Origin of the sequence: Streptomyces atriruber, from assembly GCF_001418325.1 — a bacterium.
Taxonomy (GTDB): domain Bacteria; phylum Actinomycetota; class Actinomycetes; order Streptomycetales; family Streptomycetaceae; genus Streptomyces; species Streptomyces atriruber.
Genome location: NZ_LIPN01000010.1, coordinates 1 through 24,692, shown reverse-complemented (window position 1 = coordinate 24,692; position 24,692 = coordinate 1). Strand labels below are relative to the sequence as shown.

The following is a 24,692-nucleotide window of genomic DNA, read 5'->3' as shown; positions in this document are numbered from 1 at the left end:
ATGACATGACAGATGACAGATATTGAAATCTGTCATCTGTCATGTCATGGTGGAGGCATGCGCACTCTCACTCTCGGAAACACCGGCCCCCAGACCTCCGCCCTCGGCCTCGGCTGCATGGGCATGTCCGCGCTCTACGGGGAAGCGGACCGCACGGAGTCCATCGCGACGATCCACGCCGCCCTCGAAGCGGGCGTCACGCTCCTGGACACCGGCGACTTCTACGCCATGGGGCACAACGAAATGCTGATCGGCGAAGCCCTGCGCTCCGCCCCGGCCGCCCGCCGCGAACAGGCACTGACCAGCGTCAAGTTCGGCGCCCTGCGCGACCCGGACGGCGGCTGGTCGGGTTACGACGGCCGCCCGGCCGCGGTCAGGAACTTCGCCGCGTACTCCCTCCAGCGCCTCGGCGTCGACCACATCGACGTGTACCGCATCGCCCGCCTCGACCCCGACGTCCCGGTCGAGGAGACCGTCGGCGCCATCGCCGAACTGGTCGAGAAGGGCCACGTCCGGCACATCGGCCTCTCCGAGGTCGGCGCCGACACCCTCCGCAGGGCCGCCGCCACCGCCCCGATCTCCGACCTGCAGATCGAGTACTCCCTCATCTCGCGCGGCATCGAGGCGGAGATCCTGCCGACGGCCGCCGAGCTCGGCATCGGCGTGACGGCGTACGGGGTGCTCTCGCGCGGCCTGATCTCCGGCCACTTCACCCGTGACCGCAAGCTCGCCGCGAACGACTTCCGCTCGATGAGCCCCCGCTTCCAGGGCGAGAACCTCGACCGCAACCTCGACCTGGTCGACGCGCTGCGCAAGATCGCCGAGCAGAAGGGCGTCAGCGTCGCGCAGACCGCCATCGCCTGGGTGCTCGCGCAGGGGCCGCGGCACGACGCGGCCATCGTGCCGCTGGTCGGCGCCCGCCGCAGGGACCGGCTGGCCGAGGCGCTCGGCGCGCTGGACGTGACGCTCGACGAGGCGGACCTCGCGGCGATCGAGGCGGCGGTCCCCGCGGGTGCGGCGGCCGGCGCGCGCTACCCGGACTCCCAGATGGCACACCTCGACAGCGAGCACTGATCCGTCCCCGGGTACGGTCTAGCCATGGCAGCAACCGCGGCGCCCCTGACCCCCGAGCGCATCCTCGAAGCGACCGAGGAGGTGCTGCGCAGGCACGGCGCGGCCAAGGCCACGGTGGTCGACGTGGCCCGCGCCCTCGGGGTGAGCCACGGCACGGTGTACCGCCACTTCCGCACGAAGGCGGAGCTGCGCGGCGCGGTGACGCGGCGCTGGCTGGACCGTACGTCGCAGTCGCTCGCGACGATCGTCACCGGCACCGAGCCGCCCGCGGAGAAGCTCCGCCACTGGCTGGCGGGCCTCTTCGAGGCGAAGCAGCACAAGGCGGGCGACGACCCCGAGCTCTTCGCCACGTACTCGGTGCTGGTCGACGAGAACAGCGACGTGGTCGACGCCCACATCGCGGACCTCACCGGCCAGCTGACGGCGATCGTCCAAGAGGGCGTGACAGCGGGCGAGTTCACCTCCTCGGACCCCGCGCTCTCGGCCCGCGCCGTCTTCGACGCCACGTCCCGCTTCCACGACCCGTGCTACGCGCCCCACTGGTCCCGCCCCGGCATCGGGACGGCCTTCGAGGCAGTACTCGAACTGACCCTGCGCGGCCTGCGGGCCTGAACGACCCTGGTAAGCAGTGGGACGTAGCGCTCCTCTGCATCAACCTTCGTAGTTCGGACTCAACAGGCACGCACCACCTGCCTGCGGTGGGAACCTCTGGTCTCACAGCACGATGAGTCAGCGGGCACCAGGGGCACAGATGCGGGGATCTCAGATGGCGAGGTGCGGCGCCGCACTCGCCTTCGCGACGATTGCGGCTTCGGGCCTCACTGCGTGTCACTTCTCGGACGAGCCGCCCGGCGGAGCCCCGACAGGCGTCGCCTCAGCACAGGAGGCCGAGACGCCCTGGCAGGCGACTCCTGATCAGAGCGGACGAGACGGCACTCCTGGCGGACAGCTCCCACCGGGCACGCCGGGCGGCAGCAGCGGTGCGGCGGGAAGCCCTTCCCCTGGGCAGGAAGTCATCCCCAGTGGGCAGGAAGGCGCTCCCTCCGCCGGTCAGGAAGGCGAGAGCGGCGACGGTCAGGAAGGCGAGGGCGGCGATCTCGGCATCCCGCCCTTGGAGCCGGAGCCGCAGGACTCCGGCTCCTTCAACACCACCGACCCCGGTCTCGTCAACCGTCCGGCGTCGACTCCGCCGCCCAAGTCCTGTGAGCCGACGCCACCGCCAGGCGCCACGTGTTCGGCACCGCCCGACGGTCAGCAGCGCAACGACCTCGGCAGCTGACAGGGTGGGCGCCCTCCGCAACCGGCGGCGCGGCGGCCCTCCTGCCCGCGTCAGGTACCCGTCAGCCCCTCCTGCTCCCGCTCCCGCTCCCGCAGAAGACAGCAGCCCCAATCTGGAACTCTTCAACTCTGCTGTGGGGACCGTGGCATTCATCGGTGTGCTGATGCTGTACACGGGCTACATCTACACCAACGCATACTTCGGATACTTTCATCTGGACAACTTCGCCATGGGGTTCAGTCCCGACGAACTGGTGATCCGAAGCCTCCGGCTCGCCACTATGCCCGTCTTCGAAATCCTGACCGTGGCGCTGCTGCTGCCGACCGTTCCGCGCCTTCTGCGCTTCCTGCGGGTTCCCGAACGGTACATGGGAAAGGCGGTGGAGTTGGGGCGCATGACAGCGAGGGCCCACTCTGCGTTCATTGCTGCCGGAGCACTGTTGATGGTGCTGTGGTCCCGGGTCCAGCCCTTCGCGTGGGTGGCGCCACTCCTCGTGGCAACCGGAGTGCTGCTGGGGCGCATGCGCCCGGCGTTTCCCGCGGGCCGACCGCGCGAACCGGTATGGAGGTTCGCCGCGTCCCTCATGATCGCCGGTCTCTGCCTGATCTGGACGACGGCCCTGGTGGCCGCGGACCTGGGGAGCGCGGATGCCCGCCAGGACACACAACGGCTGGTTCGCCGGGTCAGTGTGATTCTGCTGAGTACCGAGCCGTTGAACTTCGCTCCTCCAGGACCTTGCGTCAAAGACCTGGGGAAAGGCACGCACTTCCGCTATCGATACACCAATCTTCGACTGCTGATCGAACGCGACCACCGGTACTACCTGCTGCCCATCGGATGGAGCCGGGAGAAATCGACGTATGTCCTGAAGGACAGCGACGACATTCGCATCGAAATGAGGTCGGGAACTTCTTCCGCACCCACCCAGATCGCGTCGGGAACGCCGAGGCCGCCCGAAGGCGAGGGAGCACCGGGCCGGTGTCCCTCCCCTTCGGTCTGATCCTCCAGAAGGAAGGCAGCGCCCCCTCTTGCGGACGCCGTTCAGTCCTTCTCCCTTCGCATCAGCAGGTGGCCCCTGCGGAACCGCTCCCCCTCCCCCGGCTCCCGCAGCATGCGGCCCAGTTCGGTGAAGCCCGCCTCGCGGGCCAGGCCCGCGAGGTCGTCGATCGGCCAGCGGTAGGCCGTCGTCACCTTGTGGTCGAAGGGGGTGAGCGGGGCGCCCTCCGATTCGAAGAAGGCGAGGAGGAGGTGGCCGCCGGGGGACAGGAGGCGGTGGAACTCCGCGAAGTACGGCGGCAGTTCCCGTGGTGGCGTGTGGATCACCGAGTACCAGGACACGATGCCGGACAGGGCCGCGTCCGGCAGGTCCAGGGCGTCCATGGAGCCGACCTCGAAGCGGATGTCCGGATGGGCCTCGCGGGCCAGGCCGATCATCGCCGGGGACAGGTCGACGCCGAAGGCATCCAGGCCCAGGTCACGGAGGAGGGCCGTCACCGGGCCCGGGCCGCAGCCCAGTTCCGCGACCGTGCCGGGCCCGGCGGCCCTTACGTGGTCGGCGAACGCCGTGATCATCGAGCGGTCCAGGGACGGGCCGTGGAGGTCGTCCCGGGCCATCCCGGCGTACACCGTGGCGATCGCGTCGTAGGCGTCCGCCGTGTCGGTGAGGTAGGTGGAAGGAGTAGGAGTGGTCACGGGCGGGACCCTAGGGGGTGCCTCTGACAGTCACCCCCGCCGGGCCCTACAGCCCCTCCTCCGTCGGCCTGTGCTCCACGTACTCGATGATCGTGCCGTCCCGGTGGCGGGCCGTGAAGCCCGAGCCCGTGGGGACCTTGATCAAAGGGTCCGTGACGGTCGCGCCTTCCGCCGCCAGGCGGTCCAGGTACTTCTGGGCCGAGTCCACGAGCAGCGTGCCGTGCGTCGCGCGGAACGGGGCAAGGGTCTCCTCCGTGCCCTCGATGAGGAGGAAGGCGCCGACCACTGCCAGGGCGAGGTTCTTCTCGGGGTACGTGAACCACATGTCCCGCTCCGTGGCGAGCAGGCGCTCGTAGGAGGCCGCCACGGCGTCCAGCGTGCCGGGGCCTGTGTAGACGCGGATGAGGGGGCGGGGCTCGGGCAGGTCCGTGGAGTCGTTGCGGCGGCGCCACATCGTCGGGGTCTCAGTCATGGGACCAGCCTCGTCCTCCACGACTGCCCCGGCCAGACAGGCATCCATGGGGGTGACCCCAGGTCATAGCCATACGCTGGGACCATGGCGACCACGACAGCGAGCACCGACCTCCGCCTGCGTCTCGGCGGCTTTCTGCGCGCCCACCGCGAGCACCTACCCCCCGGTGACGTGGGGTTGCCGCAGACCTCCCGCAGGCGCACGTCGGGGCTGCGCCGCGAGGAGGTGGCCGCGCTGTCCGGCGTCTCCGTGGCCTGGTACACCTGGCTGGAGCAGGGGCGCGTGGACACCTCCCGGCAGGTGCTCGACGCCGTCGCCCGTGCCCTGCGCCTCGACGACGCCGCCCACCGGCACGCCCTCGCCCTCGCCGGGTTCGCCCCCGTCGCCGCGGACCGGCCCGCCCCGTACGACCCGGACCTCCGCGCCATGCTGGACAGTTGGCCCGACAGCCCGGCGCTGCTGCTCGGCCCCGCCCTGGACATCCTCGCCTGGAACCGCGCGTACACCGCCGTGTGGCCCGACCCCGCCGACCATCCCGAGGAGCGGCGCAATCTGCTGCTCCTGCTCGTCGGCGACGAACGGCACCAGCGCGTGCTGCCCGGCTGGGAGCCCGTCGCCACGGAGCTCTACCGGCACGTGCGCACCCGCGCGGACCGCAGCCCCGAGGACGAGAGCTTCCGGCGGCTCACCGGACGACTCGACTCCGTGCGGCCCGACCTGGCGGCCTGGTGGGCGTGCCGTTCGGTGGGCGACTTCGCCTCACGGAGCGTCGAACTCGTCCCGGAGGGCGAGCGCACCCCGCGGACGTACGGCATGACACTGCTGCTCACCCCGCAGCCCCAGGACACGTCGATCCTCGTGCAGACGCCCCACGCCCCCTCGCCGCGCTAGGACGCCGGAGCCGACGGATCCACCGTGGCCTGATGCTCCTCCGTCAGGTGTTCCTCCGCCTTGAGCCACGGCAGGAACTGCGCCTTCCTGCTCCATCCGCAGGTCCCGCAGCTCAACTGCCGTTGCACACCCACCTTCTGGACCTCGACGACGTGCTCGCGCCCGTGCTGGTCCCAGCGCCTGACCTTGCTCGTGGTCTTTGGAAGCATGCGCCACAGTGTGCACAGAAGCCCCCGGTTCCATAACCCGGAACCGGGGGCTTCCCGTGGCTTGTCTCAGCGCACGCGCGAGCCGACGAGCGGCCTGCCGAGCGTCAGCAGCCCACGAGGCGCGTCGCGAGGTAGCCCTCGATCTGGTCGAGGGACACGCGCTCCTGCTTCATGGTGTCGCGCTCGCGCACCGTCACCGCGTTGTCGTCGAGGGTGTCGAAGTCGACCGTCACGCAGTACGGCGTGCCGATCTCGTCCTGGCGGCGGTAGCGGCGGCCGATGGCGCCCGCGTCGTCGAACTCGATGTTCCAGTTCTGGCGCAGGGCCGTGGCGAGGCCCTTGGCCTTCGGGGACAGCTCCGGGTTCCGCGACAGGGGCAGGACCGCGACCTTCACCGGGGCGATGCGGTGGTCGAAGCGCATGACCGTGCGCTTCTCCAGCTTGCCCTTGGCGTTGGGGGCCTCGTCCTCGATGTACGAGTCGAGGAGGAAGGCGAGCATGGTGCGGCCGACGCCCGCCGCGGGCTCGATGACGTAGGGGGTCCAGCGCTCGCCGGCCTCCTGGTCGAAGTACGACAGGTCCTGGCCGGACGCCTTGGAGTGCGCCGACAGGTCGTAGTCCGTGCGGTTGGCGACGCCCTCCAGCTCGCCCCACTCACTGCCGCCGAACTGGAAGCGGTACTCGATGTCAGCGGTGCGCTTGGAGTAGTGGGAGAGCTTCTCCTTCGGGTGCTCGTACCACCGCATGTTCTCCTCGCGCAGGCCCAGGCCGGTGTACCAGTTCCAGCGCTGCTCCATCCAGTACTCCTGCCACTTCTCGTCCTCGCCCGGCTTGACGAAGAACTCCATCTCCATCTGCTCGAACTCGCGGGTCCGGAAGATGAAGTTGCCGGGCGTGATCTCGTTGCGGAAGGACTTGCCCATCTGCGCGATGCCGAACGGCGGCTTGCGGCGCGAGGTCTGCTGGACCTGGGCGAAGTTGGTGAAGATGCCCTGCGCGGTCTCGGGGCGCAGATAGGCGACGGAGCCGCTGTCCTGCGTGGGGCCGAGGTGCGTGGCGAGCATGCCGGAGAACTGCTTGGGCTCGGTGAACTGGCCCTTGGTGCCGCAGTTGGGGCAGTTGACGTCCGCGAGGCCGTTGGCCGGCGGGCGGTTGTGCTTGGCCTCGTAGGCCTCTTCCAGGTGGTCGGCGCGGTGGCGCTTGTGACAGGAGAGGCACTCGGTGAGCGGGTCGGAGAAGGTCGCGACGTGGCCGGAGGCCTGCCAGACCTCGCTCGCCAGGATCACCGAGGAGTCGATGCCGACAACGTCCTCGCGCGAGGTGACCATGTAGCGCCACCACTGGCGCTTGAGGTTCTCCTTCAGCTCGACGCCCAGCGGTCCGTAGTCCCAGGCGGCGCGCTGACCGCCGTAGATCTCACTGCAGGGGAAAACGAAGCCACGGCGCTTGCTGAGGCTGACGATGGTGTCGATCTTGTCGGCGGCCACGGTGCTCTCTTCATTACGACGGCGGACGAAGCAAGTGCTGCCGGAGCAGCGGCTTCGGGAGCGAATGCTTCAGGTTACCGGCGGCCTTACCCCCCTAATCAAATCGGTTCCCCGCACACGTCCCCGCGCACGCCCTCACGGAGCCCTCGCGGTGGCCCCCGCGGAGGCCTTGTTGACAATCGTTTCCACATTTGTTGAAAATGAGTGTCATGAACGTACGACGCCTCATACCCACCGCCGCCCTCGCCTCCGCCACGGTCCTCGGCCTCACGGCGCTGACCGCCTGCTCCAGCTCCGCCGCGGACGACAAGGACGGCAAGCTGGACGTCGTGGCGTCGTTCTACCCCATGCAGTACCTCGCGGAGCAGATCGGCGGCGACCACGTCTCCGTCACCACGCTCACCGAGCCCGGCCAGGAGCCGCACGACCTCGACGTCTCCGCCCGCCAGCGCGGCGAGCTGGAGGAGTCCGACGTCGCCCTCTACCTCAAGGGCCTGCAGCCCGCCGTCGACGACGCCATCGACCAGTCCGGCATCAAGACCAAGGTCGACGCCGCGTCGCTGACCAGCACGGAGAAGCACGGCAACGAGGTCGGCGGGCACGCCGAGGAGCACGAGGAGGAGGGGCACGAAGGCCACGACCACGACCACTCCCACGAAGGCGCCGACCCCCACATCTGGCTCGACCCGGTGAAGTACGCCGAGGTCGCCGAGGGCGTCGGCAAGGCCCTGGAGAAGGCCGACCCGGACAACGCGAAGACGTACGAGAAGAACACCGCGAAGCTCGTGAAGAAGCTCGGTGGCCTGGACAAGTCCTTCAAGGACGGCCTGAAGGACACCAAGTCCAAGACCTTCATCACCACCCACGCCGCCTTCGGCTACCTCGCCGAGCGCTACGGCCTCACCGAGGAGGCCATCAGCGGCCTCGACCCCGAGGCCGAGCCGAGCGCCAAGCGCATCAAGGACCTCCAGAAGATGGCGAAGGCCGACGGCGTCACCACCGTCTTCTACGAGACGCTCGTCAGCGACAAGACGGCGAAGACCCTCGCGAAGGACGCCGGGCTGAAGACCGACGTGCTCGACCCGATCGAGGGCATCACCGAGAAGTCCAAGGGCGAGGACTACATCCAGGTCATGGAGTCCAACCTCAAGGCCCTGCAGAAGGCCCTGGGCGCCAAGTGATCCCCACCCCCGCGGCTACGGAGGGACGAACCATGAGCGAGCACGACGACACGGGCGAAGCCGTCATATCCCTGCGCAAGGTGACGGCCGAGCTCGGCTCGCGCCCCGTGCTGCGCGGCATCGACCTCACCGTGGGGCGCGGCGAGGTCGTCGCCCTCCTCGGCGCCAACGGCTCGGGCAAGTCCACGGCCGTACGCACGGTCATAGGGCAGGTCCCCGTCACCGGCGGCGAGGTCGAGATCTTCGGCACCCCGCGCCGCCGCTTCCGCGACTGGGCCCGCGTCGGGTACGTCCCGCAGCGCACCACCGCCGCGGGCGGCGTCCCCGCCACCATCACGGAGGTCGTCTCCTCCGGGCGGCTCTCCCGGGCCCGGCTCGGGATCATGCGCAAGGCCGACCGCGCGGCCGTCGCCCGCGCCATCGACCTGGTGGGCCTCGCCGACCGCGCCAAGGACTCCGTCAACGCGCTCTCCGGCGGGCAGCACCAGCGGGTCCTCATCGCCCGCGCGCTGGCCTCCGAGCCGGAGCTGCTGATCATGGACGAGCCGATGGCGGGCGTCGACCTGGCCAGCCAGGAGGTCCTCGCGGCCACCCTGCGCCAGCAGGTCGCGGGCGGCGCCTCCGTGCTGCTCGTCCTGCACGAGCTCGGCCCCCTGGAGCCCCTGATCGACCGTGCCGTGGTCCTGCGCGACGGCTGCGTCCTGCACGACGGCCCGCCGCCGCGCGCGGTGGGCCAGCACGCGCTGCCCGGCCACGACCACGTCCACCCGCACACCGCCGACGCGGAGCCGGTCCGTACCGGCCTGCTCACCTAAAGGACCACGGCGATGGAACTCCTCGACTACGCCTTCATGCAGCGGGCCCTGCTCGCCGCCGTCCTGGTCGGCATCACCGCGCCCGCCGTCGGCATCTACCTCGTCCAGCGCCGCCAGGCCCTGATGGGCGACGGCATCGGCCACGTCGCGATGACCGGCGTCGGCCTCGGCTTCCTCCTGTCGACGTCGCCCGTGTGGATGGCGACGGCGGTGGCGATCGTCGGCGCCGTCGTCATGGAGCTGATCCGCTGGTACGGCAAGACGCGCGGCGACATCGCCCTGGCGATGCTGTTCTACGGCGGCATGGCGGGCGGCGTCATGTTCATCAACCTCGCCCCCGGCGGCTCGAACGCCAACCTGCAGTCGTACCTCTTCGGCTCGCTCTCGACGGTCTCCGAGGAGGACGTCTCGGCGATCTGCCTGCTCGCCGCCTTTGTGGTCCTGGTCACGGTGGGCCTGCGCCGCCAGCTCTTCGCGGTCAGCCAGGACGAGGAGTTCGCGCGCGTCACGGGCCTCCCGGTCCGCGCCCTGAACCTGCTGACGGCGGTGACCGCGGCGGTCACCGTGACCGTCGCCATGCGCGTCGTGGGCCTGCTCCTGGTCTCCGCGCTGATGGTGGTGCCGGTGGCGGCCGCCCAGCAGCTCACCCGGAGCTTCGCGGTGACCTTCGCGGTGTCGGTGGCGATCGGCATCGCCGTGACGCTCGGCGGCACCGTCACGTCGTACTACCAGGACGTGCCGCCCGGCGCGACGATCGTGCTGCTCACCATCGGCGTCTTCATCGCCCTCACGGTCCTCGCGACGCCGCTGGCCAGGCGCAGGGCGCGGGCGGCGGCCGCGGCGGAGGCGGCCGGTGATCCCGCGGAGTGCTCGGTACCGGCCCAGCCGGTGGCCAAGACCTGACCTGCGTCCAGGCCGACCTGGCACAATGGCCCGGCAGGCCCAGACCAGAGCGCAGACGCGAGGAGGCAACCGTGGGAGCCCCGGTTCGAGGCAGGTCGACCCGCCAGCGTGCGGCGGTGGCCGCGGCACTCGACGACGTGGACGAGTTCCGCAGTGCGCAGGAGCTGCACGACATGCTCAAGCACAAGGGCGACTCGGTCGGTCTGACCACGGTCTACCGCACCCTCCAGTCCCTGGCCGACGCCGGCGAGGTCGACGCCCTGCGCACCAGCGAGGGCGAGACGGTCTACCGCCGCTGTTCGACCGGCGACCACCATCACCACCTGGTCTGCCGCGTCTGCGGCAAGGCCGTCGAGGTCGAGGGTCCCGCGGTCGAGAAGTGGGCCGAGGCGATCGCCTCGGAGCACGGCTTCGTGAACGTGGCGCACACGGTGGAGATCTTCGGCACGTGCCAGGAGTGCGCGAACAAGTAGTCGTACGCGTGCGTACGAGAGAGGGGCCCGCACCGTCGTCCTGACGGTGCGGGCCCCTTTCGCGTACTCGCGTACTCGCGTACTCGCGTACGGACGTCTCTAACTGTTGGCGATCTGCTCCTCGTTCGGGATCGCCCCGCCGAAGCGCCGGTCGCGCGAGGCGTATTCGAGGCAGGCGCGCCACAGGTCGCGCCGGTCGAAGTCCGGCCACAGGACGTCCTGGAAGACCATCTCGGCGTAGGCGCTCTGCCAGAGGAGGTAGTTGGAGGTGCGCTGCTCGCCGCTCGGGCGGAGGAAGAGGTCGACGTCCGGCATGTCCGCGTAGTACAGGTACTTCGCGAACGTCTTCTCGTTGACCTTGGACGGGTTGAGCCGCCCCGCCTTCACGTCCTCCGCGAGGGCCTGGGCCGCGTCCGCGATCTCGGCGCGGCCGCCGTAGTTCATGCAGAAGTACAGGGTCAGCTTGTCGTTGTCCTTGGTCTGCTCCTGGGAGATCTCCAGCTCCTTGGCGACCGACTTCCACAGCTTGGGCATCCGCCCCACCCAGCGCACCCGCACGCCCAGGCTGTCCAGCTGGTCGCGGGTCTTGCGGATGAAGTCGCGGTTGAAGTTCATCAGGAACTTCACTTCTTCCGGCGACCGCTTCCAGTTCTCGGTGGAGAAGGCGTAGAGCGAGATCGCCCCGACGCCCATCTCGATGCTGCCCTGCAGTACGTCGAGGACGCGCTCGGCGCCGACCTTGTGGCCCTCGGTGCGCGGCAGGCCGCGGTCCTTCGCCCAGCGTCCGTTGCCGTCCATGACGATCGCCACGTGCTGCGGGACCAGCTCGCCGGGGATCTTCGGCGGTCGCGCGCCCGAGGGGTGGGGCTCGGGCAGCTGGTACTCGCGGCGGGACCGTCCGAGGATTCCGCGTCGTGCCATGGGGGGTCTCTCTCCTACCTAGCTGTTCACGTACTTTTCTCTACGTACCGCAATGAGCGCAGTCCGCGCTCCAGGTGCCAGTGCAGATAGGCGGAAACAAGCCCGCTGCCCTCCCTGGCGTGCCGCGCCTCGCACGCGTCCGCCGTCTCCCAGTCGCCGGTGAGCAGCGCGCCGAGAAGCGTGAGCGTCTCCGCCGACGGGACGACGCTGCCGGGCACCCGGCAGTCGACGCAAATCGAGCCGCCCGCCGCGACGGAGAAAAAGCGGTTCGGTCCCGGCATGCCGCATTTCGCGCAGTCCGTGAAGCTCGGCGCGTAGCCGTTCACGGCCAGGGAGCGCAGCAGGAAGGCGTCGAGGACGAGGTGGGGCTCGTGTTCGCCGCGGGACAGGACGCGCAGCGCGCCGACGAGCAGCAGGTACTGCTGCACCGCGGGCTCGCCCTCGTGGTCCGTGAACCGCTCGGCGGTCTCCAGCATGGCCGTCCCGGCCGTGTAGCGCGCGTAGTCCGTGACGATGCCGCCACCGTACGGAGCGATGGTCTCACTCTGCGTGCACAACGGCAGTCCACGCCCGACCAGTTCGCTCCCCCGCGCGAAGAACTGCACGTCGACGTGCGAGAACGGCTCCAGCCTGGCCCCGAACTTCGACTTCGTCCGCCGCACTCCGCGCGCCACGGCCCGCACGCGTCCGTGACCGCGCGTGAGCAACGTGATGATGCGGTCCGCTTCACCCAGCTTCTGGGTGCGCAGCACGATGCCGTCGTCGCGGAACAGGCTCATGGGCCCATTCTCGCGTACGGATCGACCTCACAAGTCGTCGGGGAGCAATCGGAACGCCCCGCGCGCCGTCAACGGGCGCATCATCCGGAAGTGCACGTCGGAGGTCAGCATGTCGGCGGTCCGGAAGGCGGCCGCGAGGGCCACGTTCATGGCATCCGCCAGACCGACACCCTTGCCGCCCGCCGCATCGCCGTACCCGCGCATCACCGCCATGGCTCCGCGCAGATGCGGAGCCGTGTCCGGGATCTCGAAGCGGCGAGCTTCGGCCTGGCGAGCGATGAAGTCGAGGGCCGTCATGGACGCCCGCGCCCCCACTCTCTCGGTCAGCAGGTAGTCGAGCTCGGTGAGCACCATGGGCGAGACGACGAGGTGCCCGACGTGGGCGAGCGCCGCCCTGTGCGCCGCATGACGCGGATCCTTCGGCGTGAACAGGCGATACAGGGCGTTGGTGTCCGCGATCGCCACGGGGACCTCAGACATCCGTCGCCCCCATACCGCCCGTACTGCCCATGCCGCGCAAGACGTCGTCGATCTCGTCGTCCGTGAGCGCCGGACCTTCGAGGTCCGGAAGGTCGAGCGGGCCCATCGGATCCGTGCGGAACGGGTAAGAAGGCGGCCCCAGATGGCCGCCCCTCGGCACGATGTCCCCTATCGGCACGCCGTCCTTGGTGATCGTCACCGTCTCGCCCGCCTCCACGCGGGCCATGACTCGGGACGTCTGCTGGTTGAGTTCGCGCAGAGGGACGTCATTACTGCTCTCTGTGTCGCCGGCCATGATTCCAGCGTACTACTCGTTCTACATCCCGACCCGTCCGCGAACGTCAAGGCACCTCGCCCCGGCTCCGTGCGTTCGCGTACGCCGTCGCCGCGCGCAGCCGCTCCGCGGTCGTCGCGGTGCGGACGGCCTCCGGGGCGCAGTCCCACTCGCGGCCTCCTCCGTAGGGGCGCAGCTGGACGTACGGCCCCTCGTGACCCATCACCCGGCCCACGCGGCCGCTCCGGGTGTCCACGACGTACGCCCCGACGGGCAGGTTCGGCGGAAGGTTCATGGCGCACTCCTCAGCGCGGTGTCGATCCTCAATGACGGCAAGACAATTCCCACCCGCGCGAGTGCGGCGCGCAATTCCTTCACGGTGTCCACCGCCTGTTCGATACATGCCACTGCATTCTTCTCTCCGTCCGCCTTCACGTGGCTCCCCTTTGCCTCCGAATTTCACTCTTCTCGCCCCTACGGTGACGCACGCCACCTACACTCGGCAGGAGTCTGTCCGCTACAACTGCGGGGCAGGGGGAGGCGGTTGGCCATGGCCAATGGTTCGAGGCAGGCGGCGTGGGAGTTCTTCGGCGCGGAGCTGAAGCGGAGGCGCGAGGACGCGGGGCTCAGCCAGTCGGCGCTGGGGCTCCGGGTATTCGTTTCCGGGGGCTACATCGGCCAGTTCGAGCAGGCCATTCGAAAACCCCAGTTGGATGTGGCTCAACGTATTGATGAGGTGCTACAAACCGATGGCTTTTTCGAACGGTTGTGGCGCAAGCTAATCAAGGACCAACCATTTACGGAGTACTTCGCGCACGCGGCGGAGTTGGAACGGCTGGCGACGAAGATCTGCGAGTTCGAACCGGCACTGATCCCCGGGTTGCTGCAGACCCCCGAGTACGCCCGAGGGCTCTTCGCCGCAAGTAACCCGTTCGCGACGGACGAGTACATCGAAGATCTGCTCAGGTCCCGCATGGACCGCGCAGCAATCCTCAAGGACGCCACGCGCCCGGTGTACTGGGTGATCGTGCACGAGACCGCGCTGCTCATCCCTGTGGACAGCTCCGCCACGATGGCCGCCCAGCTCGCCTACCTCGGCACGATGATGCGCGAACGCAGGGTGTTGCTTCAGGTGCTCCCGTTCGCCGCTGGGGCGCACCCGAGGATGGGCAAGATGATGAAGCTCATGGAGTTCGAGGACGCGCCGCCAACCATCTATACGGAGGGCGTGCATTCGTCGAGCCTGCTCGATGAGCCGACAGTGGTTAAGCGAGTACAGGCGTCCTACGATCTGCTCAGGGCCGTCGCGCTGTCCCCGGAGGCGTCCCTCGCCCTGATCGAGTCGGTGTCGGAGGACTACAAGCGATGCACGAGTACGACCTGAGTACCGCCCGCTGGCGCAAGAGCAGCTACAGCAGCGGCGATGAGAGTGACAACTGCGTCGAGGTCGCCGACGGAGTCACCGGTGTCGTCCCGGTGCGGGACAGCAAGAACGTCCCGCAGGGCCCTGCCCTGCTCATCGGCGCAGCCGCGTGGTCCACGTTCGTCGGCTGGGCGGCGCCCCTGTCCTCGAAGTCCGCTGCCGCCCTGGTTTACCCCACACCCCGCTGACGCCCAGGTTTACCCCTCATCGACACCCGTGGGTTGACGTGCCCCACCCCGCCCCCGCGTAACTTCTCCGCTCGTCGGCGACCACGCCGACGACCACGGATGAAACGGGGAAAACTCGTGCGCATACGTTCACGCATCGCTCCGATCGCTCTGACCGCCGTCATGCTCGGGGGAGGAATGGCCGCCGCGACCGCCGCGACGGCGAGCGCCGACGCGCCGAAGGCCGGGGCCCAGATCCAGTCCTGCTACGGCAGCGCGAAGAACTACAAGGCCGAGGGCAACGGCACCACGGCGATCTGGCCGGCCGGTACCGCCTGGGCCAGGACCACCAGCAACTGCGCGGACATCAACATCAAGGTGAACTACAACCGGCACGTGAAGATCTGCTACCGCCACGGCTGCGGGGACTACCAGTACGCCAAGGCGGGCCAGTGGAAGGTGCTCGACGACCGAGTGCCGAACGGGTGGGAGTTCTACCTGGAGTTCTCCGGCGGCAATGACGGAACGGGCAAGGTCGCCTACTGACCCGGGGCCGACCTCCCTGGGGCGGCCGCGTCGGACAGGGCCTGCGTCTCGGCGTACGACGGGACGCGGGCCGGTACCGGGACGCCCCGGGCCACCGACCGGGCCGCCGCCACCGCCGCACCCAGCGCCGCGCGGAACAGCAGCGAACCGGTGCTGATCCGCCGGACGCCCGCGGCGGCGAACTCGGCGACGGAGGGACCGTCCGGCGCGTGCAGCACGTTCAGCGGGACGTCGAGCCCCGCGGCCAGTTCCGCGGTGGCGTGCACATCCCGCAGTCCGGGCACGAACACTCCGTCGGCACCCGCCCGTCGGTAGGCGGCGAGCCGTTCCCACGTGCGCGCCGCCTGCCCGGCATCCGGCAGCCAGTAGGTGTCCGTGCGGGCGTTGACGAAGAGGCGCCCGGACACCGCCTCCCGTACGGCGTGGAGGATCTCGCTCTGGTGCGCCGCGTCGCGCAGGGTGCCGTCGGGGCGGCCGTCCTCGATGTTCACGCCGACGACACCGACGTCCGCCAACTCCCCCACTAGGGCAGCGACTTCCTCGGGCCGGTCGCTGAAACCGCCCTCGATGTCGACGGTGACGAGGGCGTCGGTGCAGGCCAGCCCACGGGCGAGCCGTACGGTCTCGGCGCGGGCGGCACCCGTCCCGTCCGGCAGCCCCGCGGCGGCGGCCACGCCCAGGCTGGTCGTCCCGATCGCACGGAACCCCGCGGCGGCCAGCGCGGCGGCCGACGCGCGGTCCCAGGCGTTGGGCAGGACCAGAGGCACCCCTGCGCGGTGGTGCAGGTCGCGGAACTCCTCGTACCGAAGTGTCATGACACGACCGTACGGGCGCGACGCTTCGGCGCGGACCGAAGCGTGCGCGGCGGGTCGCGTCACCCCTCGCGGACGGGAATGTACTGCCGGGGCGTGAGTCCGACGACCCGGTGGAAGGCGGCGACGAACGAACTGGCCGACGCGTAGCCGACGCGCCGGGCCACCGCCTCGACCGGCAGGCCCTCGGCGAGGAGCGGCATCGCGGCGCGCATGCGCAGCCGTTTGCGCCACTGGCCGAAGGCGAGTCCGGTCTCGGCGGCGAAGAGCCGGGCCAGCGTCCGCTCCGAGGCGCCGACTTCGCTCCCCCACTCCTGGAGGGTCCGGTCGTCGGCGGGGTCCGCGGCCAGCGACCGCGCCACCGTGCGGGCCCGCTGGTCATCCGGCTCGGTCACCGAGACGGTCGCCACGGGGACGGGGCGCAGCACGTCGAGGAGAACGGCCTCGGCGAGCGAGCGAGCGTCCGCGGGGAGGTCGTCGCGCACCAAGTGGTCGATCAGGGCGCGTGGGAGAGGGCCGACCTCCAGCACGGTCGGCTCGGTCCAGACGCTCTCGGCGGGGCAGTGCGTGGGGTCGACGTAGGGGCTGCGCATCACGGTGTCGCCCTCCGCCTCCGTCGCGTGGGGCAGCGCGGCGGGTATCCACAGGGCGAGGGACGGCGGCAGCATCCAGGTGCCCTGCTCGGCGCGCACGCGCAGCAACCCCGTTGCCGCCCAAGCGAGTTGGTGCACCGGGTGGACGTGGGTCCAGAAGGCGCGGCCGCGCGGCATCGCGAAGTCGCCGATGAAGATCGCGGTGCCGGGACCCGGGTGAGGACCGAGGTTCGGGGCGTGTCCGGTTCGCGGCATGGGACGGCAGCCCAGCCCGTGGCGGACACGGGTGGGCCCGGCCTAGGGTCTGTCCGGCGGATCAGGGCGCGGGAGTGTGGCGACCGCCTTGCGGTGCCGGTGAGCGGGGTCTGGTGCGTGCAGCTGCAAGGCGGAGGAGGGCGGCAACGCGATGGGGGTCCCCCTGCTCGAGCGAAGTCTCGAGCAGGGGGGAGTTGACAACCGACGACAACACCGCGGATGGGCGTGCCAGGCGCCGCGACCCGCGCCATGATCCGCCGGACAGGCCCTAGCGTCGCCGTATGCCGATGAACGAAGCACACCGAGAACTGTGCAGCTCCGACGAGTGGGCGCAGACCGTCAAGGACCGCATCCTGCCCTGGGCGCTGGCAGACGTCGAACTGGGCGACGACGTCGTGGAGATCGGGCCCGGATACGCCGCCAACCTCCGCGTGCTCGTCGACCTCGTCCCCCGGCTCACCGCGATCGAGATCGACGAGGCGACCGCCCGGCTCCTGGAGCGCGACTGGGGCGACCGGGCCCGCATCCTGCACGCGGACGCGTCGCGGATGCCACTGCCCGACGCCTCGTACTCCGCGGTCGTCGGCTTCACGATGCTGCACCACGTGCCGACGGACGCCCTCCAGGACCGCATCTTCGCCGAGGCGTTCCGCGTGCTGCGCCCCGGCGGCGTCTTCGCGGGCAGCGACAGCCAGCCGAGCCGCGAGCTCGACGAGCTGCACATCGGGGACATCATGAACACGGTGGACCCGGTGGAACTCCCCGGCCGTCTCAAGAAGGCGGGCTTCGCGGAGGCCACCGCCGAACTGCACCCGGAATCGGGGGGCATGCGCTTCCGCGCACACAAGGCGTAGCTCAAAATGTGGGCATGAAGAGTGACTTGTTCTCCAGCGACCACATGGCCCAGCCCGCCCACGTACCCGGCATGACCCTGCAGAGCGCCAAGTCCATCAAGTATGCGGTGAACGGTGAGATGCACGCCCGGCAGGGCGCGATGATCGCCTACCGCGGCAACCTCCAGTTCGAGCGGAAGGGCCAGGGCGTCGGCGGCATGCTCAAGCGGGCGGTGACCGGCGAAGGGCTGCCGCTGATGGCCGTGCGCGGCCAGGGCGAGGCGTGGTTCGCGCACGAGGCGCAGAACTGCTTCATCGTCGACGTGGAGCCCGGCGACGTCCTCACCGTCAACGGCCGCAACGTCCTCTGTTTCGACGCGACCCTCTCGTACGAGATCAAGACCGTGAAGGGCGCGGGCATGACCGGCGGCGGCCTGTTCAACAGCGTCTTCACGGGCGCGGGCCGCCTCGGCCTGGTGTGTGAGGGCACACCGCTGGTGATCCCGGTCTCGCCGCAGGAGCCCGTGTACGTCGACACGGACGCGGTCGTCGGCTGGACCGCCCACCTCACCACGTCCCTGCACCGCTCGCAGTCGATCGGCTCGATGATCCGCGGCGGCTCCGGCGAGGCCGTGCAGCTGAAACTGGAGGGCGAGGGGCACGTCATCGTGCGGCCGAGCGAGGCGACGCCGCAGAAGGCGCAGCAGCACTGACCGCGCACCACCGCGCTGAGCAGGCCTCGAGCGGCGACAAGTACCTTTCGTCTCATGGTTCTTGACCGAGGAGACCAGAGTCCGCGGTTGCGTCCGCCGCGCCATTCCCTGGACCGCCGCGCCGTCGCCTGGTGGCGCACGCAGCTGCTGCTGACGGTGGCCGCCCCCGTGGCCGTCCTCGGCCTGCTCGGCGCCCTCATCGCGCCGGCCCGCTTCTGGCTGCTGCTGCCCGCCGTGGTCATCGCGGTGCCGGGGCTGCTCGTCGGGGTGCTGCTGCCGCTGTGGTGGTACAAGGTCCACCGCTGGGAGGTCACCGACGACGCGGTGTACGTGCGGACCGGGTTCTTCTGGATGGAGGGCCGGATCGCGCCGATGTCGCGGCTGCAGACCGTCGACACGATGCGCGGGCCCGTCCAGCGGATCTTCGGGCTGACCACGGTGACCGTCACCACGGCGTCCGCCAGGGGCGCCCTGAAGGTCAAGGGGCTCGACCACGCGACCGCCGCGGAACTCGCCGAGCGGCTCGCTCTCGTCACCCAGGCGACGCCGGGGGACGCGACGTGAGCGGGGTCGCGGCCGCGGAGTCGACGACCGACCCCGGCGCACGTCCCGACCCCGGCCCGGAGGCCGGGGAGGACGCCGACTGGCGGCGGCTCGACCGGCGTTCGCTGCTCGTCACCGTCCAGATGACGGGCGGTGTGGTGACCGCCGTCGGCGTGCCGATCACCCTCAGCTTCCAGGGCTGGGTGCCCATGGGACCCGTGATCGCCTGGGCGGTGGGCCTGAGCCTGCTCCTGATCGCGAGCGGCGTCGGCCTCGACGCGCTCCGGCTGCGCCACAGCCGCTACCGCGTCGGCCCCGACCGGGCCGAGCTGCGCAGCGGCATCCTCTTCGCCAAGCACCGCTCCCTGAGCCGGGACCGCATCCGCTCCGTCGACCTCGTCGCCCATCCGCTGCTGCGCCTCCTCGGCCTGGTGGAGGTCCGCATAGGCACCGGCGAGCAGAGCGCGGGCCAGGAGGCCACCCTCGAACTCCGGCCCGTCCGCCGGGCGGAGGGCGAACGGCTGCGGCGCGAGCTGCTGAGCCGGGCGGCGACGGGCGGCGCGTCGGACGCGCAAGGCACCCTAGCCGCCCTCGACCCGCGCTGGATCCGGTACGCCCCGCTGTCCTTCGTCACCTCCGCGCTCGCCGCCGCGGCGGGCGGGGCGGTGATGCAGGTCAGTGAGTGGTTCGGGGTGCAGGAGGAGGTCATCGAGTGGGTGGGTGACGTGTTCCGCGGGATGTCCGTGACGGGCATGGTGCTCGCACTGATCGCGGTGGGTCTTGCCGCCGGGTCGGTGGGGGCGCTCGGGCTGTGGATCGAGATGTGGTGGAACTACCGCCTGGAACGGGAGCCCGGCGGGACGCTGCGGGTGCGGCGCGGGCTCTTCACGACCCGTTCGGTCTCCCTGGAGGAGGCGCGGCTGCGCGGTGTCGACGTGGTGGAGCCGCTGGGGCTGCGGCTGTCGGGCGCGGCCCGCGTGGACGCGGTCGCCACGGGCCTGTCCCGGCGCGACGAGGAGGACCAGGCGGGGCCGAGCACGCTGCTGCCCGCCGCGCCGCGACGGCTCGCCGACGAGGTGGCGGCGCAGGTGCTGCGGGAGCCGGTGACGCCCACGGCGACGGCGCTGGCACCGCACCCGCGGGCGGCGCGGTCCCGCCGGATCCGGTGGGCGGTGTCGGCGGCGCTGGCGCCCGCGCTGGTCCTGCTGCTGCTCGGGGCGCTTCTCGGCGTGCGGGTGCTCACGTATCTGGGGGCGGGCACGGCGGTGGTGCTGGTGCCGGTCGCGGTGGCGCTCGCCTGCGACGCGTACCGCAGCCTGGGGCACGCGCTCGACGCCGACTATCTGGTCGTGCGGTCCGGGACCCTGCGCCGCTCCACGGTGGCGCTGCGGCGCGGCGGGGTCATCGGCTGGACCGTCAAGCAGTCCGTGCTGCAGCGCCGGGCGGGCCTGGTGACGCTGAGCGCGACGACGGCCGCGGGCGCGCAGGCGTACGCGGCGTACGACGTGGGGGAAGCGGCGGGGCTGGAGTTCGCGGAGCGAGCAGTGCCGGGACTGCTCACTCCGTTCCTCGAACACCGGGGCGACTAGGGCCTGCCCGGCGGATCACGGCGCGGGTCACGGGGCACGGAGCACGGGGTCAGGCGAGCCCGTCTGCCGCGTCGTCGTCGGCTGCTGCGCGCTCGCGCGCCGCCCGGACCGCCAGCACGTTGTCGACCAGCCGCACGGCCTCGGTCGCCGGGTCCATCGGCAGGGCCAGCAGCGCCCGCACATAGGCCGGTGCCAGCACCAGTTCGAAGATGTCCGTCCAGGTCAGCACGGTGGCACCGGCGGCGTCCAGGGTGGCCTGGATCTGCTGGATACGAGGCTCGGCGAAGCTCCGCGTGTCCTGCCCCTCGCCGCCGGCCCGGAGCAGGGCCCGGAAGAAGGCCAGATGGCCGGGCCTGGTCAGGTCGCCGAGCAGGTTGGTGATCCAGGCGTGCAGATCGGCCCGCAGGTCGCCGGTGGCGGGCAACGGCGAACGGCTGCCCAGCTCGTCCACCACCGCGTCGACGATCAGGCCGTCGGCGCTGCGCCAGCGGCGGTAGACGGTGGCGAGGTGGACGCCCGAGCGGGCCGAGACCTCCGCGATGTCGACGGTGCCGTCGGCCGATTCGGCCAGCAGCTCGCGGGTGGCCGCGCGCACGGCCTCACGGGTGCGGGCGGTACGGCCGCCGGGGCGGGCTGTCCCTGATGCTTGCGTCACCACTTCACTCTATCGCGAAACTCTTGCATTAGGACGACCGAGAGGCCTACTCTAAATGCGAAACATTCGCATGAGGCGTGTCGAGGACCCATGAGGCACCCCTGCGATCGAAGCTGAAGCAGAAGCGGAACCGGAGGATGTCGTGGCTCACGCACTCGTCGTCGGCGCTGGAATCGCGGGGGACACACTCGCGCTGCTCATGGAGAGGGACGGCTGGACGGTCACCGTCGCGGAGATCGCGCCGGCCCTGCGCACGGGCGGCCAGACCGTCGACCTGCGCGGCGACAGCCGGGAGGTCCTCGAGCGCGCGGGACTGCTCCGGCAGGCGCTGGACTGCCTGGTGGAGCAGCGCGGCGCGGCCTGGATCGACGCGCGGGAGCGGCGTCTCGCCGAGATGCCGGTGGAGGCGTTCGACGGGCGCGGTTACGTGTCCCGTGAGGAGCTGCTGCGCACGGACCTCGCCCGGATCATCCACGAGGCGGCCGGGCCGGGCGTGACGCACCGGTTCGGCGAGACCGTGGAGGCGCTGAAGGACACCGGGACAGGGGTGCTCGCCCGCTTCCGCAGCGGCGCGGAGGAGACGTTCGACCTGGTGGTCGGCGCCGACGGCGCGCACTCACGGGTCCGCGCGCTGCGGTTCGGACCGGAGGAGGACTATCGCAGGCCCCTCGGCCTGGCCCACGCCTGGTTCACCCTCACCGAGCGGCCCGGGACGCCGCCCCTCGACGGCTGGTTCCTGACCCACAACGCACCCGGCCGCCGAGCCGTCGAGGCCCGTCCCGGCCACCCCGGGCAGCAGGAGGTCGGCCTGACCTTCGCCGCCGACACGCTGCCCTCGCGGCACGACCGCGCGGCCCAGTTCGCCCTGCTGGAGCGGACGTTCGCCGGGGTCGGCTGGCGCACCGCCGAATTCCTGGCCGCGGCCCGGCAGGCCGACGACTTCGCGCTGGACACCTTCGACCAGGTGCACGTGCCGTGCTGGAGCACCGGGCGGATCGTCCTGCTCGGCGACAGCGCCTGGTGCGCGAGCCCGCTCAGCGGACTCGGCACCGCTCTCGCCCTGCGCGGCGCCGCCGAGCTGGCGGCCGCGCTGCGCGCCGCGGGCGCACCCGGCGACACCTCGCGGACGCCCGCCGCGCTGACCGCCTTCGAGCGGACCATGCGGCCCAGGACCGCGTCGGCGCAGCAACTCCTGCCCGGCCGGGTCGCGTCCATGGCGCCCAAGTCCGCGCTGGGAATCCGGGTCAACGCGCTGGCGATGCGCGCACTCCAGTCGAAGGCGGCGCGCCCGCTCGTCCGCAAGGCCTTCGCCGACTCCGAGCACGGCCGCACGGGCACCCCCGTGGGAGACCCCCGGCCGAGCCCGGCCACCTGAGCCCGGCAGGCTGGGCCCCAGGGCCTGTCCGGCGGATCAGGGCGTATGAGAGTGGCGGCCATCCTTCCGATGCCGGTGAGCGGGGTCTGGTGCGTGCAGCTGCAAGGCGGAGGAGGGCGGCAACGCGATGGGGGTGCCCCCAGCTCGAGCGGAGTCTCGGGCTCGGGGGAGTCGGCAACCGACGACAACGCCGCAGACGGGCGTGCCAGGGCCCGCGGCCCACGCCCTGATCCGCCGGACAGGCCCTAGCGGGCGGCCCGCTGCTCGTAGCCGACGAGGCGGACGCAGGTGGTGAGGCCCTTGATGGCCTCCGCCAGCTCCTCGGGACGCGGGTAGCTGGGCGCCACGCGGATGACGGCGTCGCGGGGGTCGTTGCCGTGCGGGTGCGTCGCACCGGCCGGGGTCAGCACGATGCCCGCCGCGGCGGCCCGGCGCACGACCTCCTTGGCGCAGCCGTCCGGGACCTCCAGGGTCACGAAGTAGCCGCCCTTGGGGGACGTCCAGGTCGCGAGGCCGGTGCCGCCGAGCTCGGACTCCAGGATCCGCGCGACCGTCTCGAACTTGGGCTGCAGCAGGGCGCGCTGGCGCTCCATGTGCGCGCGCACGCCGTCGGCGTCCTTCAGGAACATGACGTGGCGCAGCTGGTTGACCTTGTCGGGGCCGATCGACCGCTTCTGGTTGTTGGCCAGCAGCCACTTGATGTTGGCGGGCGACGCGCCGAAGAAGGCGACGCCCGCGCCCGCGGCGGTGATCTTCGAGGTGGAGCCGAAGACGAACGTGCGGTCCTCGTGCCCGGCGGCGGCGCAGGCCGCGAGCAGGTCCGCGATCTCGGCGGGCTCGTCGGTGAGGTGGTGGGCCGCGTACGCGTTGTCCCAGAAGATCCGGAAGTCGGGGGCGGCGGTCGGCATCGCGGCCAGGCGCGCCACGGTCTCGTCGCTGTAGACGACGCCGTCGGGGTTGCTGTACTTCGGCACGCACCAGATGCCCTTGACCGCGGGGTCCTCGGCGACGAGCCGCTCGACCTCGTCCATGTCGGGGCCCTCGGCCGTCATCGGCACGGGGATCATGTCGATGCCGAACCGCTCGCAGAGGCCGAAGTGCCGGTCGTAGCCGGGCACGGGGCACAGGAACGCGATGCGCTCCTGGTCCGCCCAGCGGGACTCGGCGCCGGGGAGCACGCCGAGGAGGGCGTGCACGAGGCAGTCGTGCATCAGCTCCAGGCTGGAGTTGCCGAGCGCGAGCAGCTGGCCCGCGGGCACCTGCAGCAGCTCGGCGAAGATCTCCCGGAGCTCGGGCAGCCCCTGGAGCCCGCCGTAGTTGCGCACGTCGGTGCCGTCGGCCGCGGTGTGCCGTCCGCCGGGCAGGCTCAGCAGGTCCTCGGCGAGGTCGAGCTGCTCGGGCGCGGGCTTGCCCCGGGTCAGGTCGAGGGAGAGCCCGCGCCCGACGAGGGCTTCGTAGTCCTTGCGCGCCTGCTCGAGCAGTCCGTCCAGGGCCGGGGCGTCGGGGCTCAGCTCGGTGGTCATCGTGGTGCCTCTCACAGGTGCGTCTTCGGTGGGTGGAGCCTGCCGAGGATACAAACCGGTACGGAAACGCGCCGCGCACGACCGCACCGCGAGACCGCGGCTCCGCCACGCTGCTACCCCCGCGGGGGGCTCGGACGCCGTGCGTGGAGGGTGATCAGGAGCACACCGGAGAGGGCCGCGAGGACGGCCGCCGTGCCGAGCAGGGCCGGGGGCGGCACCGCGCCGGACAACAGCGTCACCACGTACGGCGCGAACATCCCGACGTACGCGGCCGTCCAGAAGTACGCGGTGAGGCGGGCGAGCCGGTGCGGCGGGGCGAGGACGGCGACCTCGGTGAGCCCGTACGTGAGTACGAAGCCGTATCCGGCGCCGAGGATCACGGCGGCGACGAGCGCGAGGGCGGGGTTCCCGGTCCCGGCGGCGAGCGCGGCGGCGCCGAAGCCGAGGGCGACGACGAGCAGCCCCGCGACGGCGGTCGCCAGCCGGTGCCGCTTCGCCACGCGACGCGCGAGGGGCTGCACGATCAGCCCGGTGCCGGGCACGAGGGCGGTGGCGACTCCGGTGTAGACGAGCCCTCCGTGCACCAGCCCGGGCAACGTCACGAAGCCGACACTGGGGGCGGCGAAGACCCAGGGGGCGACGGGCAGAATCCCACGCCGGAAACGCTGTCCGGTGTTGGTGTGAGTGCCGGTGTTGGTGTGAGTGTCCGTGCCGGTGTTGGTGTGAGTGCCGGTG

Annotated in this window: 30 protein-coding genes; 16 read left to right on the top strand and 14 right to left on the bottom strand. The window is 71.1% G+C overall.

Annotated features, from left to right (window positions below; translation table 11 throughout):
* Positions 1-57 precede the first annotated feature (57 nt).
* The 3 genes from AOK03_RS00960 to AOK03_RS00950 all read left to right on the top strand — a co-directional run bounded on the left by AOK03_RS00960 (position 58) and on the right by AOK03_RS00950 (position 3,353).
* Positions 58-1,074, top strand: a complete 1,017-nt coding sequence (locus AOK03_RS00960) for an aldo/keto reductase (protein WP_055563168.1) — start codon at positions 58-60, stop codon at positions 1,072-1,074.
* Between the two features lie 24 nt (positions 1,075-1,098).
* On the top strand, positions 1,099-1,686 hold the full coding sequence (locus AOK03_RS00955; protein ID WP_055563167.1) for a TetR/AcrR family transcriptional regulator: 588 nt from the start codon (positions 1,099-1,101) through the stop codon (positions 1,684-1,686).
* Between the two features lie 809 nt (positions 1,687-2,495).
* On the top strand, positions 2,496-3,353 hold the full coding sequence (locus tag AOK03_RS00950; protein WP_208609474.1) for a hypothetical protein: 858 nt from the start codon (positions 2,496-2,498) through the stop codon (positions 3,351-3,353).
* Between the two features lie 41 nt (positions 3,354-3,394).
* Here AOK03_RS00950 and AOK03_RS00945 read toward each other — a convergent pair whose 3' ends face one another.
* Positions 3,395-4,045, bottom strand: a complete 651-nt coding sequence (locus AOK03_RS00945; protein ID WP_055563166.1) for a class I SAM-dependent DNA methyltransferase — start codon at positions 4,043-4,045, stop codon at positions 3,395-3,397.
* A gap of 46 nt (positions 4,046-4,091) precedes the next feature.
* The gene (locus tag AOK03_RS00940; RefSeq protein ID WP_055563165.1) at positions 4,092-4,517 is read right to left on the bottom strand and encodes a hypothetical protein; all 426 of its coding nucleotides are present in this window, start codon (positions 4,515-4,517) and stop codon (positions 4,092-4,094) included.
* Positions 4,518-4,601: 84 nt separating this feature from the next.
* Between AOK03_RS00940 and AOK03_RS00935 the strand changes: the two genes are divergently transcribed.
* The gene (locus tag AOK03_RS00935) at positions 4,602-5,408 is read left to right on the top strand and encodes a helix-turn-helix domain-containing protein (protein ID WP_055563164.1); all 807 of its coding nucleotides are present in this window, start codon (positions 4,602-4,604) and stop codon (positions 5,406-5,408) included.
* Here AOK03_RS00935 and AOK03_RS00930 read toward each other — a convergent pair.
* Positions 5,405-5,617 carry a hypothetical protein gene (locus AOK03_RS00930; RefSeq protein ID WP_055563163.1) on the bottom strand — a complete coding sequence of 71 codons (213 nt, stop codon included), beginning with the start codon at positions 5,615-5,617 and terminating at the stop codon, positions 5,405-5,407. The two genes, AOK03_RS00935 and AOK03_RS00930, sit on opposite strands and share 4 nt — an antisense overlap.
* Before the next feature lie 104 nt (positions 5,618-5,721).
* The gene (locus AOK03_RS00925; RefSeq protein WP_055563162.1) at positions 5,722-7,104 is read right to left on the bottom strand and encodes a glycine--tRNA ligase; all 1,383 of its coding nucleotides are present in this window, start codon (positions 7,102-7,104) and stop codon (positions 5,722-5,724) included.
* Between the two features lie 209 nt (positions 7,105-7,313).
* On the opposite strand from AOK03_RS00925, the gene AOK03_RS00920 reads away from it, so the two are divergent.
* The 4 genes from AOK03_RS00920 to AOK03_RS00905 are packed head-to-tail and all read left to right on the top strand — an operon-like array spanning position 7,314 to position 10,476.
* Positions 7,314-8,285, top strand: coding sequence for a metal ABC transporter substrate-binding protein (locus AOK03_RS00920; protein ID WP_055563161.1), 972 nt, complete (start codon positions 7,314-7,316; stop codon positions 8,283-8,285).
* Between the two features lie 32 nt (positions 8,286-8,317).
* On the top strand, positions 8,318-9,100 hold the full coding sequence (locus tag AOK03_RS00915; protein ID WP_055563160.1) for a metal ABC transporter ATP-binding protein: 783 nt from the start codon (positions 8,318-8,320) through the stop codon (positions 9,098-9,100).
* Between the two features lie 12 nt (positions 9,101-9,112).
* Positions 9,113-10,003: a metal ABC transporter permease gene (locus tag AOK03_RS00910; protein ID WP_055563159.1), complete on the top strand. Its 891-nt coding sequence runs from the start codon at positions 9,113-9,115 to the stop codon at positions 10,001-10,003.
* A gap of 17 nt (positions 10,004-10,020) precedes the next feature.
* Positions 10,021-10,476, top strand: a complete 456-nt coding sequence (locus AOK03_RS00905) for a Fur family transcriptional regulator (RefSeq protein WP_202456735.1) — start codon at positions 10,021-10,023, stop codon at positions 10,474-10,476.
* Positions 10,477-10,575: 99 nt separating this feature from the next.
* Here AOK03_RS00905 and AOK03_RS00900 read toward each other — a convergent pair whose 3' ends face one another.
* Genes AOK03_RS00900 through AOK03_RS00880 form a run of 5 tightly spaced genes read right to left on the bottom strand, consistent with a single transcriptional unit; the run spans position 10,576 to position 13,225 of the window.
* Positions 10,576-11,397, bottom strand: coding sequence for an isoprenyl transferase (locus AOK03_RS00900; protein ID WP_055563157.1), 822 nt, complete (start codon positions 11,395-11,397; stop codon positions 10,576-10,578).
* 26 nt (positions 11,398-11,423) lie between these two features.
* Complete coding sequence (gene recO / locus AOK03_RS00895; RefSeq protein ID WP_055563156.1) at positions 11,424-12,176, bottom strand: DNA repair protein RecO; 753 nt, start codon at positions 12,174-12,176, stop codon at positions 11,424-11,426.
* A 27-nt stretch (positions 12,177-12,203) separates the two neighbouring features.
* Positions 12,204-12,656 carry a PIN domain-containing protein gene (locus AOK03_RS00890; protein ID WP_055563155.1) on the bottom strand — a complete coding sequence of 151 codons (453 nt, stop codon included), beginning with the start codon at positions 12,654-12,656 and terminating at the stop codon, positions 12,204-12,206.
* Positions 12,649-12,951 carry a type II toxin-antitoxin system Phd/YefM family antitoxin gene (locus tag AOK03_RS00885; protein WP_055563154.1) on the bottom strand — a complete coding sequence of 101 codons (303 nt, stop codon included), beginning with the start codon at positions 12,949-12,951 and terminating at the stop codon, positions 12,649-12,651. The genes AOK03_RS00890 and AOK03_RS00885 overlap by 8 nt, the downstream gene beginning before the upstream one ends.
* Before the next feature lie 46 nt (positions 12,952-12,997).
* Positions 12,998-13,225: a hypothetical protein gene (locus AOK03_RS00880; protein WP_055563153.1), complete on the bottom strand. Its 228-nt coding sequence runs from the start codon at positions 13,223-13,225 to the stop codon at positions 12,998-13,000.
* 255 nt (positions 13,226-13,480) lie between these two features.
* Between AOK03_RS00880 and AOK03_RS00875 the strand changes: the two genes are divergently transcribed.
* The 3 genes from AOK03_RS00875 (at position 13,481) to AOK03_RS00865 (ending at position 15,066) form a co-directional block, all read left to right on the top strand.
* Positions 13,481-14,314, top strand: coding sequence for a helix-turn-helix domain-containing protein (locus AOK03_RS00875; protein ID WP_055563152.1), 834 nt, complete (start codon positions 13,481-13,483; stop codon positions 14,312-14,314).
* The gene (locus tag AOK03_RS00870; protein WP_055563151.1) at positions 14,296-14,541 is read left to right on the top strand and encodes a DUF397 domain-containing protein; all 246 of its coding nucleotides are present in this window, start codon (positions 14,296-14,298) and stop codon (positions 14,539-14,541) included. The genes AOK03_RS00875 and AOK03_RS00870 overlap by 19 nt, the downstream gene beginning before the upstream one ends.
* A 117-nt stretch (positions 14,542-14,658) precedes the next feature.
* The gene (locus AOK03_RS00865) at positions 14,659-15,066 is read left to right on the top strand and encodes a hypothetical protein (RefSeq protein ID WP_063792393.1); all 408 of its coding nucleotides are present in this window, start codon (positions 14,659-14,661) and stop codon (positions 15,064-15,066) included.
* Here the strand turns inward: AOK03_RS00865 and AOK03_RS00860 are convergent.
* Positions 15,060-15,881: an isocitrate lyase/PEP mutase family protein gene (locus tag AOK03_RS00860; RefSeq protein ID WP_055563150.1), complete on the bottom strand. Its 822-nt coding sequence runs from the start codon at positions 15,879-15,881 to the stop codon at positions 15,060-15,062. The genes AOK03_RS00865 and AOK03_RS00860 overlap by 7 nt on opposite strands.
* 59 nt (positions 15,882-15,940) lie before the next feature.
* A complete protein-coding gene (locus AOK03_RS00855; protein WP_055563149.1) occupies positions 15,941-16,726 on the bottom strand; it encodes a helix-turn-helix domain-containing protein in 786 nt (261 codons plus the stop codon).
* Positions 16,727-17,007: 281 nt separating this feature from the next.
* Between AOK03_RS00855 and AOK03_RS00850 the strand changes: the two genes are divergently transcribed.
* The 4 genes from AOK03_RS00850 to AOK03_RS00835 all read left to right on the top strand — a co-directional run bounded on the left by AOK03_RS00850 (position 17,008) and on the right by AOK03_RS00835 (position 20,404).
* The gene (locus AOK03_RS00850; RefSeq protein ID WP_055563148.1) at positions 17,008-17,580 is read left to right on the top strand and encodes a class I SAM-dependent methyltransferase; all 573 of its coding nucleotides are present in this window, start codon (positions 17,008-17,010) and stop codon (positions 17,578-17,580) included.
* Positions 17,581-17,594: 14 nt separating this feature from the next.
* Entirely contained in the window at positions 17,595-18,272 is a 678-nt protein-coding gene (locus tag AOK03_RS00845) for an AIM24 family protein (protein WP_055563147.1), read from the top strand.
* Between the two features lie 54 nt (positions 18,273-18,326).
* Positions 18,327-18,836, top strand: a complete 510-nt coding sequence (locus AOK03_RS00840) for a PH domain-containing protein (protein WP_055563146.1) — start codon at positions 18,327-18,329, stop codon at positions 18,834-18,836.
* Positions 18,837-18,940: 104 nt separating this feature from the next.
* Complete coding sequence (locus tag AOK03_RS00835) at positions 18,941-20,404, top strand: PH domain-containing protein (protein ID WP_055563169.1); 1,464 nt, start codon at positions 18,941-18,943, stop codon at positions 20,402-20,404.
* 49 nt (positions 20,405-20,453) lie between these two features.
* Here the strand turns inward: AOK03_RS00835 and AOK03_RS00830 are convergent, their stop codons facing one another.
* On the bottom strand, positions 20,454-21,059 hold the full coding sequence (locus tag AOK03_RS00830; protein WP_063792392.1) for a TetR-like C-terminal domain-containing protein: 606 nt from the start codon (positions 21,057-21,059) through the stop codon (positions 20,454-20,456).
* Positions 21,060-21,201: 142 nt separating this feature from the next.
* On the opposite strand from AOK03_RS00830, the gene AOK03_RS00825 reads away from it, so the two are divergent.
* Positions 21,202-22,434, top strand: coding sequence for an FAD-dependent monooxygenase (locus AOK03_RS00825; protein WP_055563144.1), 1,233 nt, complete (start codon positions 21,202-21,204; stop codon positions 22,432-22,434).
* Between the two features lie 245 nt (positions 22,435-22,679).
* On the opposite strand, the gene AOK03_RS00820 is transcribed toward AOK03_RS00825, so the two are convergent.
* Both AOK03_RS00820 and AOK03_RS00815 read right to left on the bottom strand, forming a co-directional pair.
* Entirely contained in the window at positions 22,680-23,957 is a 1,278-nt protein-coding gene (locus tag AOK03_RS00820; protein WP_055563143.1) for an aspartate aminotransferase type Ic, read from the bottom strand.
* 113 nt (positions 23,958-24,070) lie between these two features.
* A partial coding sequence (locus tag AOK03_RS00815) for an MFS transporter (RefSeq protein WP_482255600.1) occupies positions 24,071-24,692 on the bottom strand: 622 nt, incomplete at its 5' end.

Coding starts and splice junctions, on each gene's coding strand:
- AOK03_RS00850 (WP_055563148.1), top strand. CDS start 17,008: ATGCCGATGAACGAAGCACACCGAGAACTGTGCAGCTCCGACGAGTGG.
- AOK03_RS00960 (WP_055563168.1), top strand. CDS start 58: ATGCGCACTCTCACTCTCGGAAACACCGGCCCCCAGACCTCCGCCCTC.
- AOK03_RS00820 (WP_055563143.1), bottom strand. CDS start 23,957: ATGACCACCGAGCTGAGCCCCGACGCCCCGGCCCTGGACGGACTGCTC.
- AOK03_RS00910 (WP_055563159.1), top strand. CDS start 9,113: ATGGAACTCCTCGACTACGCCTTCATGCAGCGGGCCCTGCTCGCCGCC.
- recO (WP_055563156.1), bottom strand. CDS start 12,176: ATGAGCCTGTTCCGCGACGACGGCATCGTGCTGCGCACCCAGAAGCTG.
- AOK03_RS00845 (WP_055563147.1), top strand. CDS start 17,595: ATGAAGAGTGACTTGTTCTCCAGCGACCACATGGCCCAGCCCGCCCAC.
- AOK03_RS00900 (WP_055563157.1), bottom strand. CDS start 11,397: ATGGCACGACGCGGAATCCTCGGACGGTCCCGCCGCGAGTACCAGCTG.
- AOK03_RS00915 (WP_055563160.1), top strand. CDS start 8,318: ATGAGCGAGCACGACGACACGGGCGAAGCCGTCATATCCCTGCGCAAG.
- AOK03_RS00860 (WP_055563150.1), bottom strand. CDS start 15,881: ATGACACTTCGGTACGAGGAGTTCCGCGACCTGCACCACCGCGCAGGG.
- AOK03_RS00880 (WP_055563153.1), bottom strand. CDS start 13,225: ATGAACCTTCCGCCGAACCTGCCCGTCGGGGCGTACGTCGTGGACACC.
- AOK03_RS00955 (WP_055563167.1), top strand. CDS start 1,099: ATGGCAGCAACCGCGGCGCCCCTGACCCCCGAGCGCATCCTCGAAGCG.
- AOK03_RS00855 (WP_055563149.1), bottom strand. CDS start 16,726: ATGCCGCGAACCGGACACGCCCCGAACCTCGGTCCTCACCCGGGTCCC.
- AOK03_RS00870 (WP_055563151.1), top strand. CDS start 14,296: ATGCACGAGTACGACCTGAGTACCGCCCGCTGGCGCAAGAGCAGCTAC.
- AOK03_RS00885 (WP_055563154.1), bottom strand. CDS start 12,951: ATGGCCGGCGACACAGAGAGCAGTAATGACGTCCCTCTGCGCGAACTC.
- AOK03_RS00920 (WP_055563161.1), top strand. CDS start 7,314: ATGAACGTACGACGCCTCATACCCACCGCCGCCCTCGCCTCCGCCACG.
- AOK03_RS00890 (WP_055563155.1), bottom strand. CDS start 12,656: ATGTCTGAGGTCCCCGTGGCGATCGCGGACACCAACGCCCTGTATCGC.
- AOK03_RS00940 (WP_055563165.1), bottom strand. CDS start 4,517: ATGACTGAGACCCCGACGATGTGGCGCCGCCGCAACGACTCCACGGAC.
- AOK03_RS00875 (WP_055563152.1), top strand. CDS start 13,481: ATGGCCAATGGTTCGAGGCAGGCGGCGTGGGAGTTCTTCGGCGCGGAG.
- AOK03_RS00935 (WP_055563164.1), top strand. CDS start 4,602: ATGGCGACCACGACAGCGAGCACCGACCTCCGCCTGCGTCTCGGCGGC.
- AOK03_RS00930 (WP_055563163.1), bottom strand. CDS start 5,617: ATGCTTCCAAAGACCACGAGCAAGGTCAGGCGCTGGGACCAGCACGGG.
- AOK03_RS00840 (WP_055563146.1), top strand. CDS start 18,327: ATGGTTCTTGACCGAGGAGACCAGAGTCCGCGGTTGCGTCCGCCGCGC.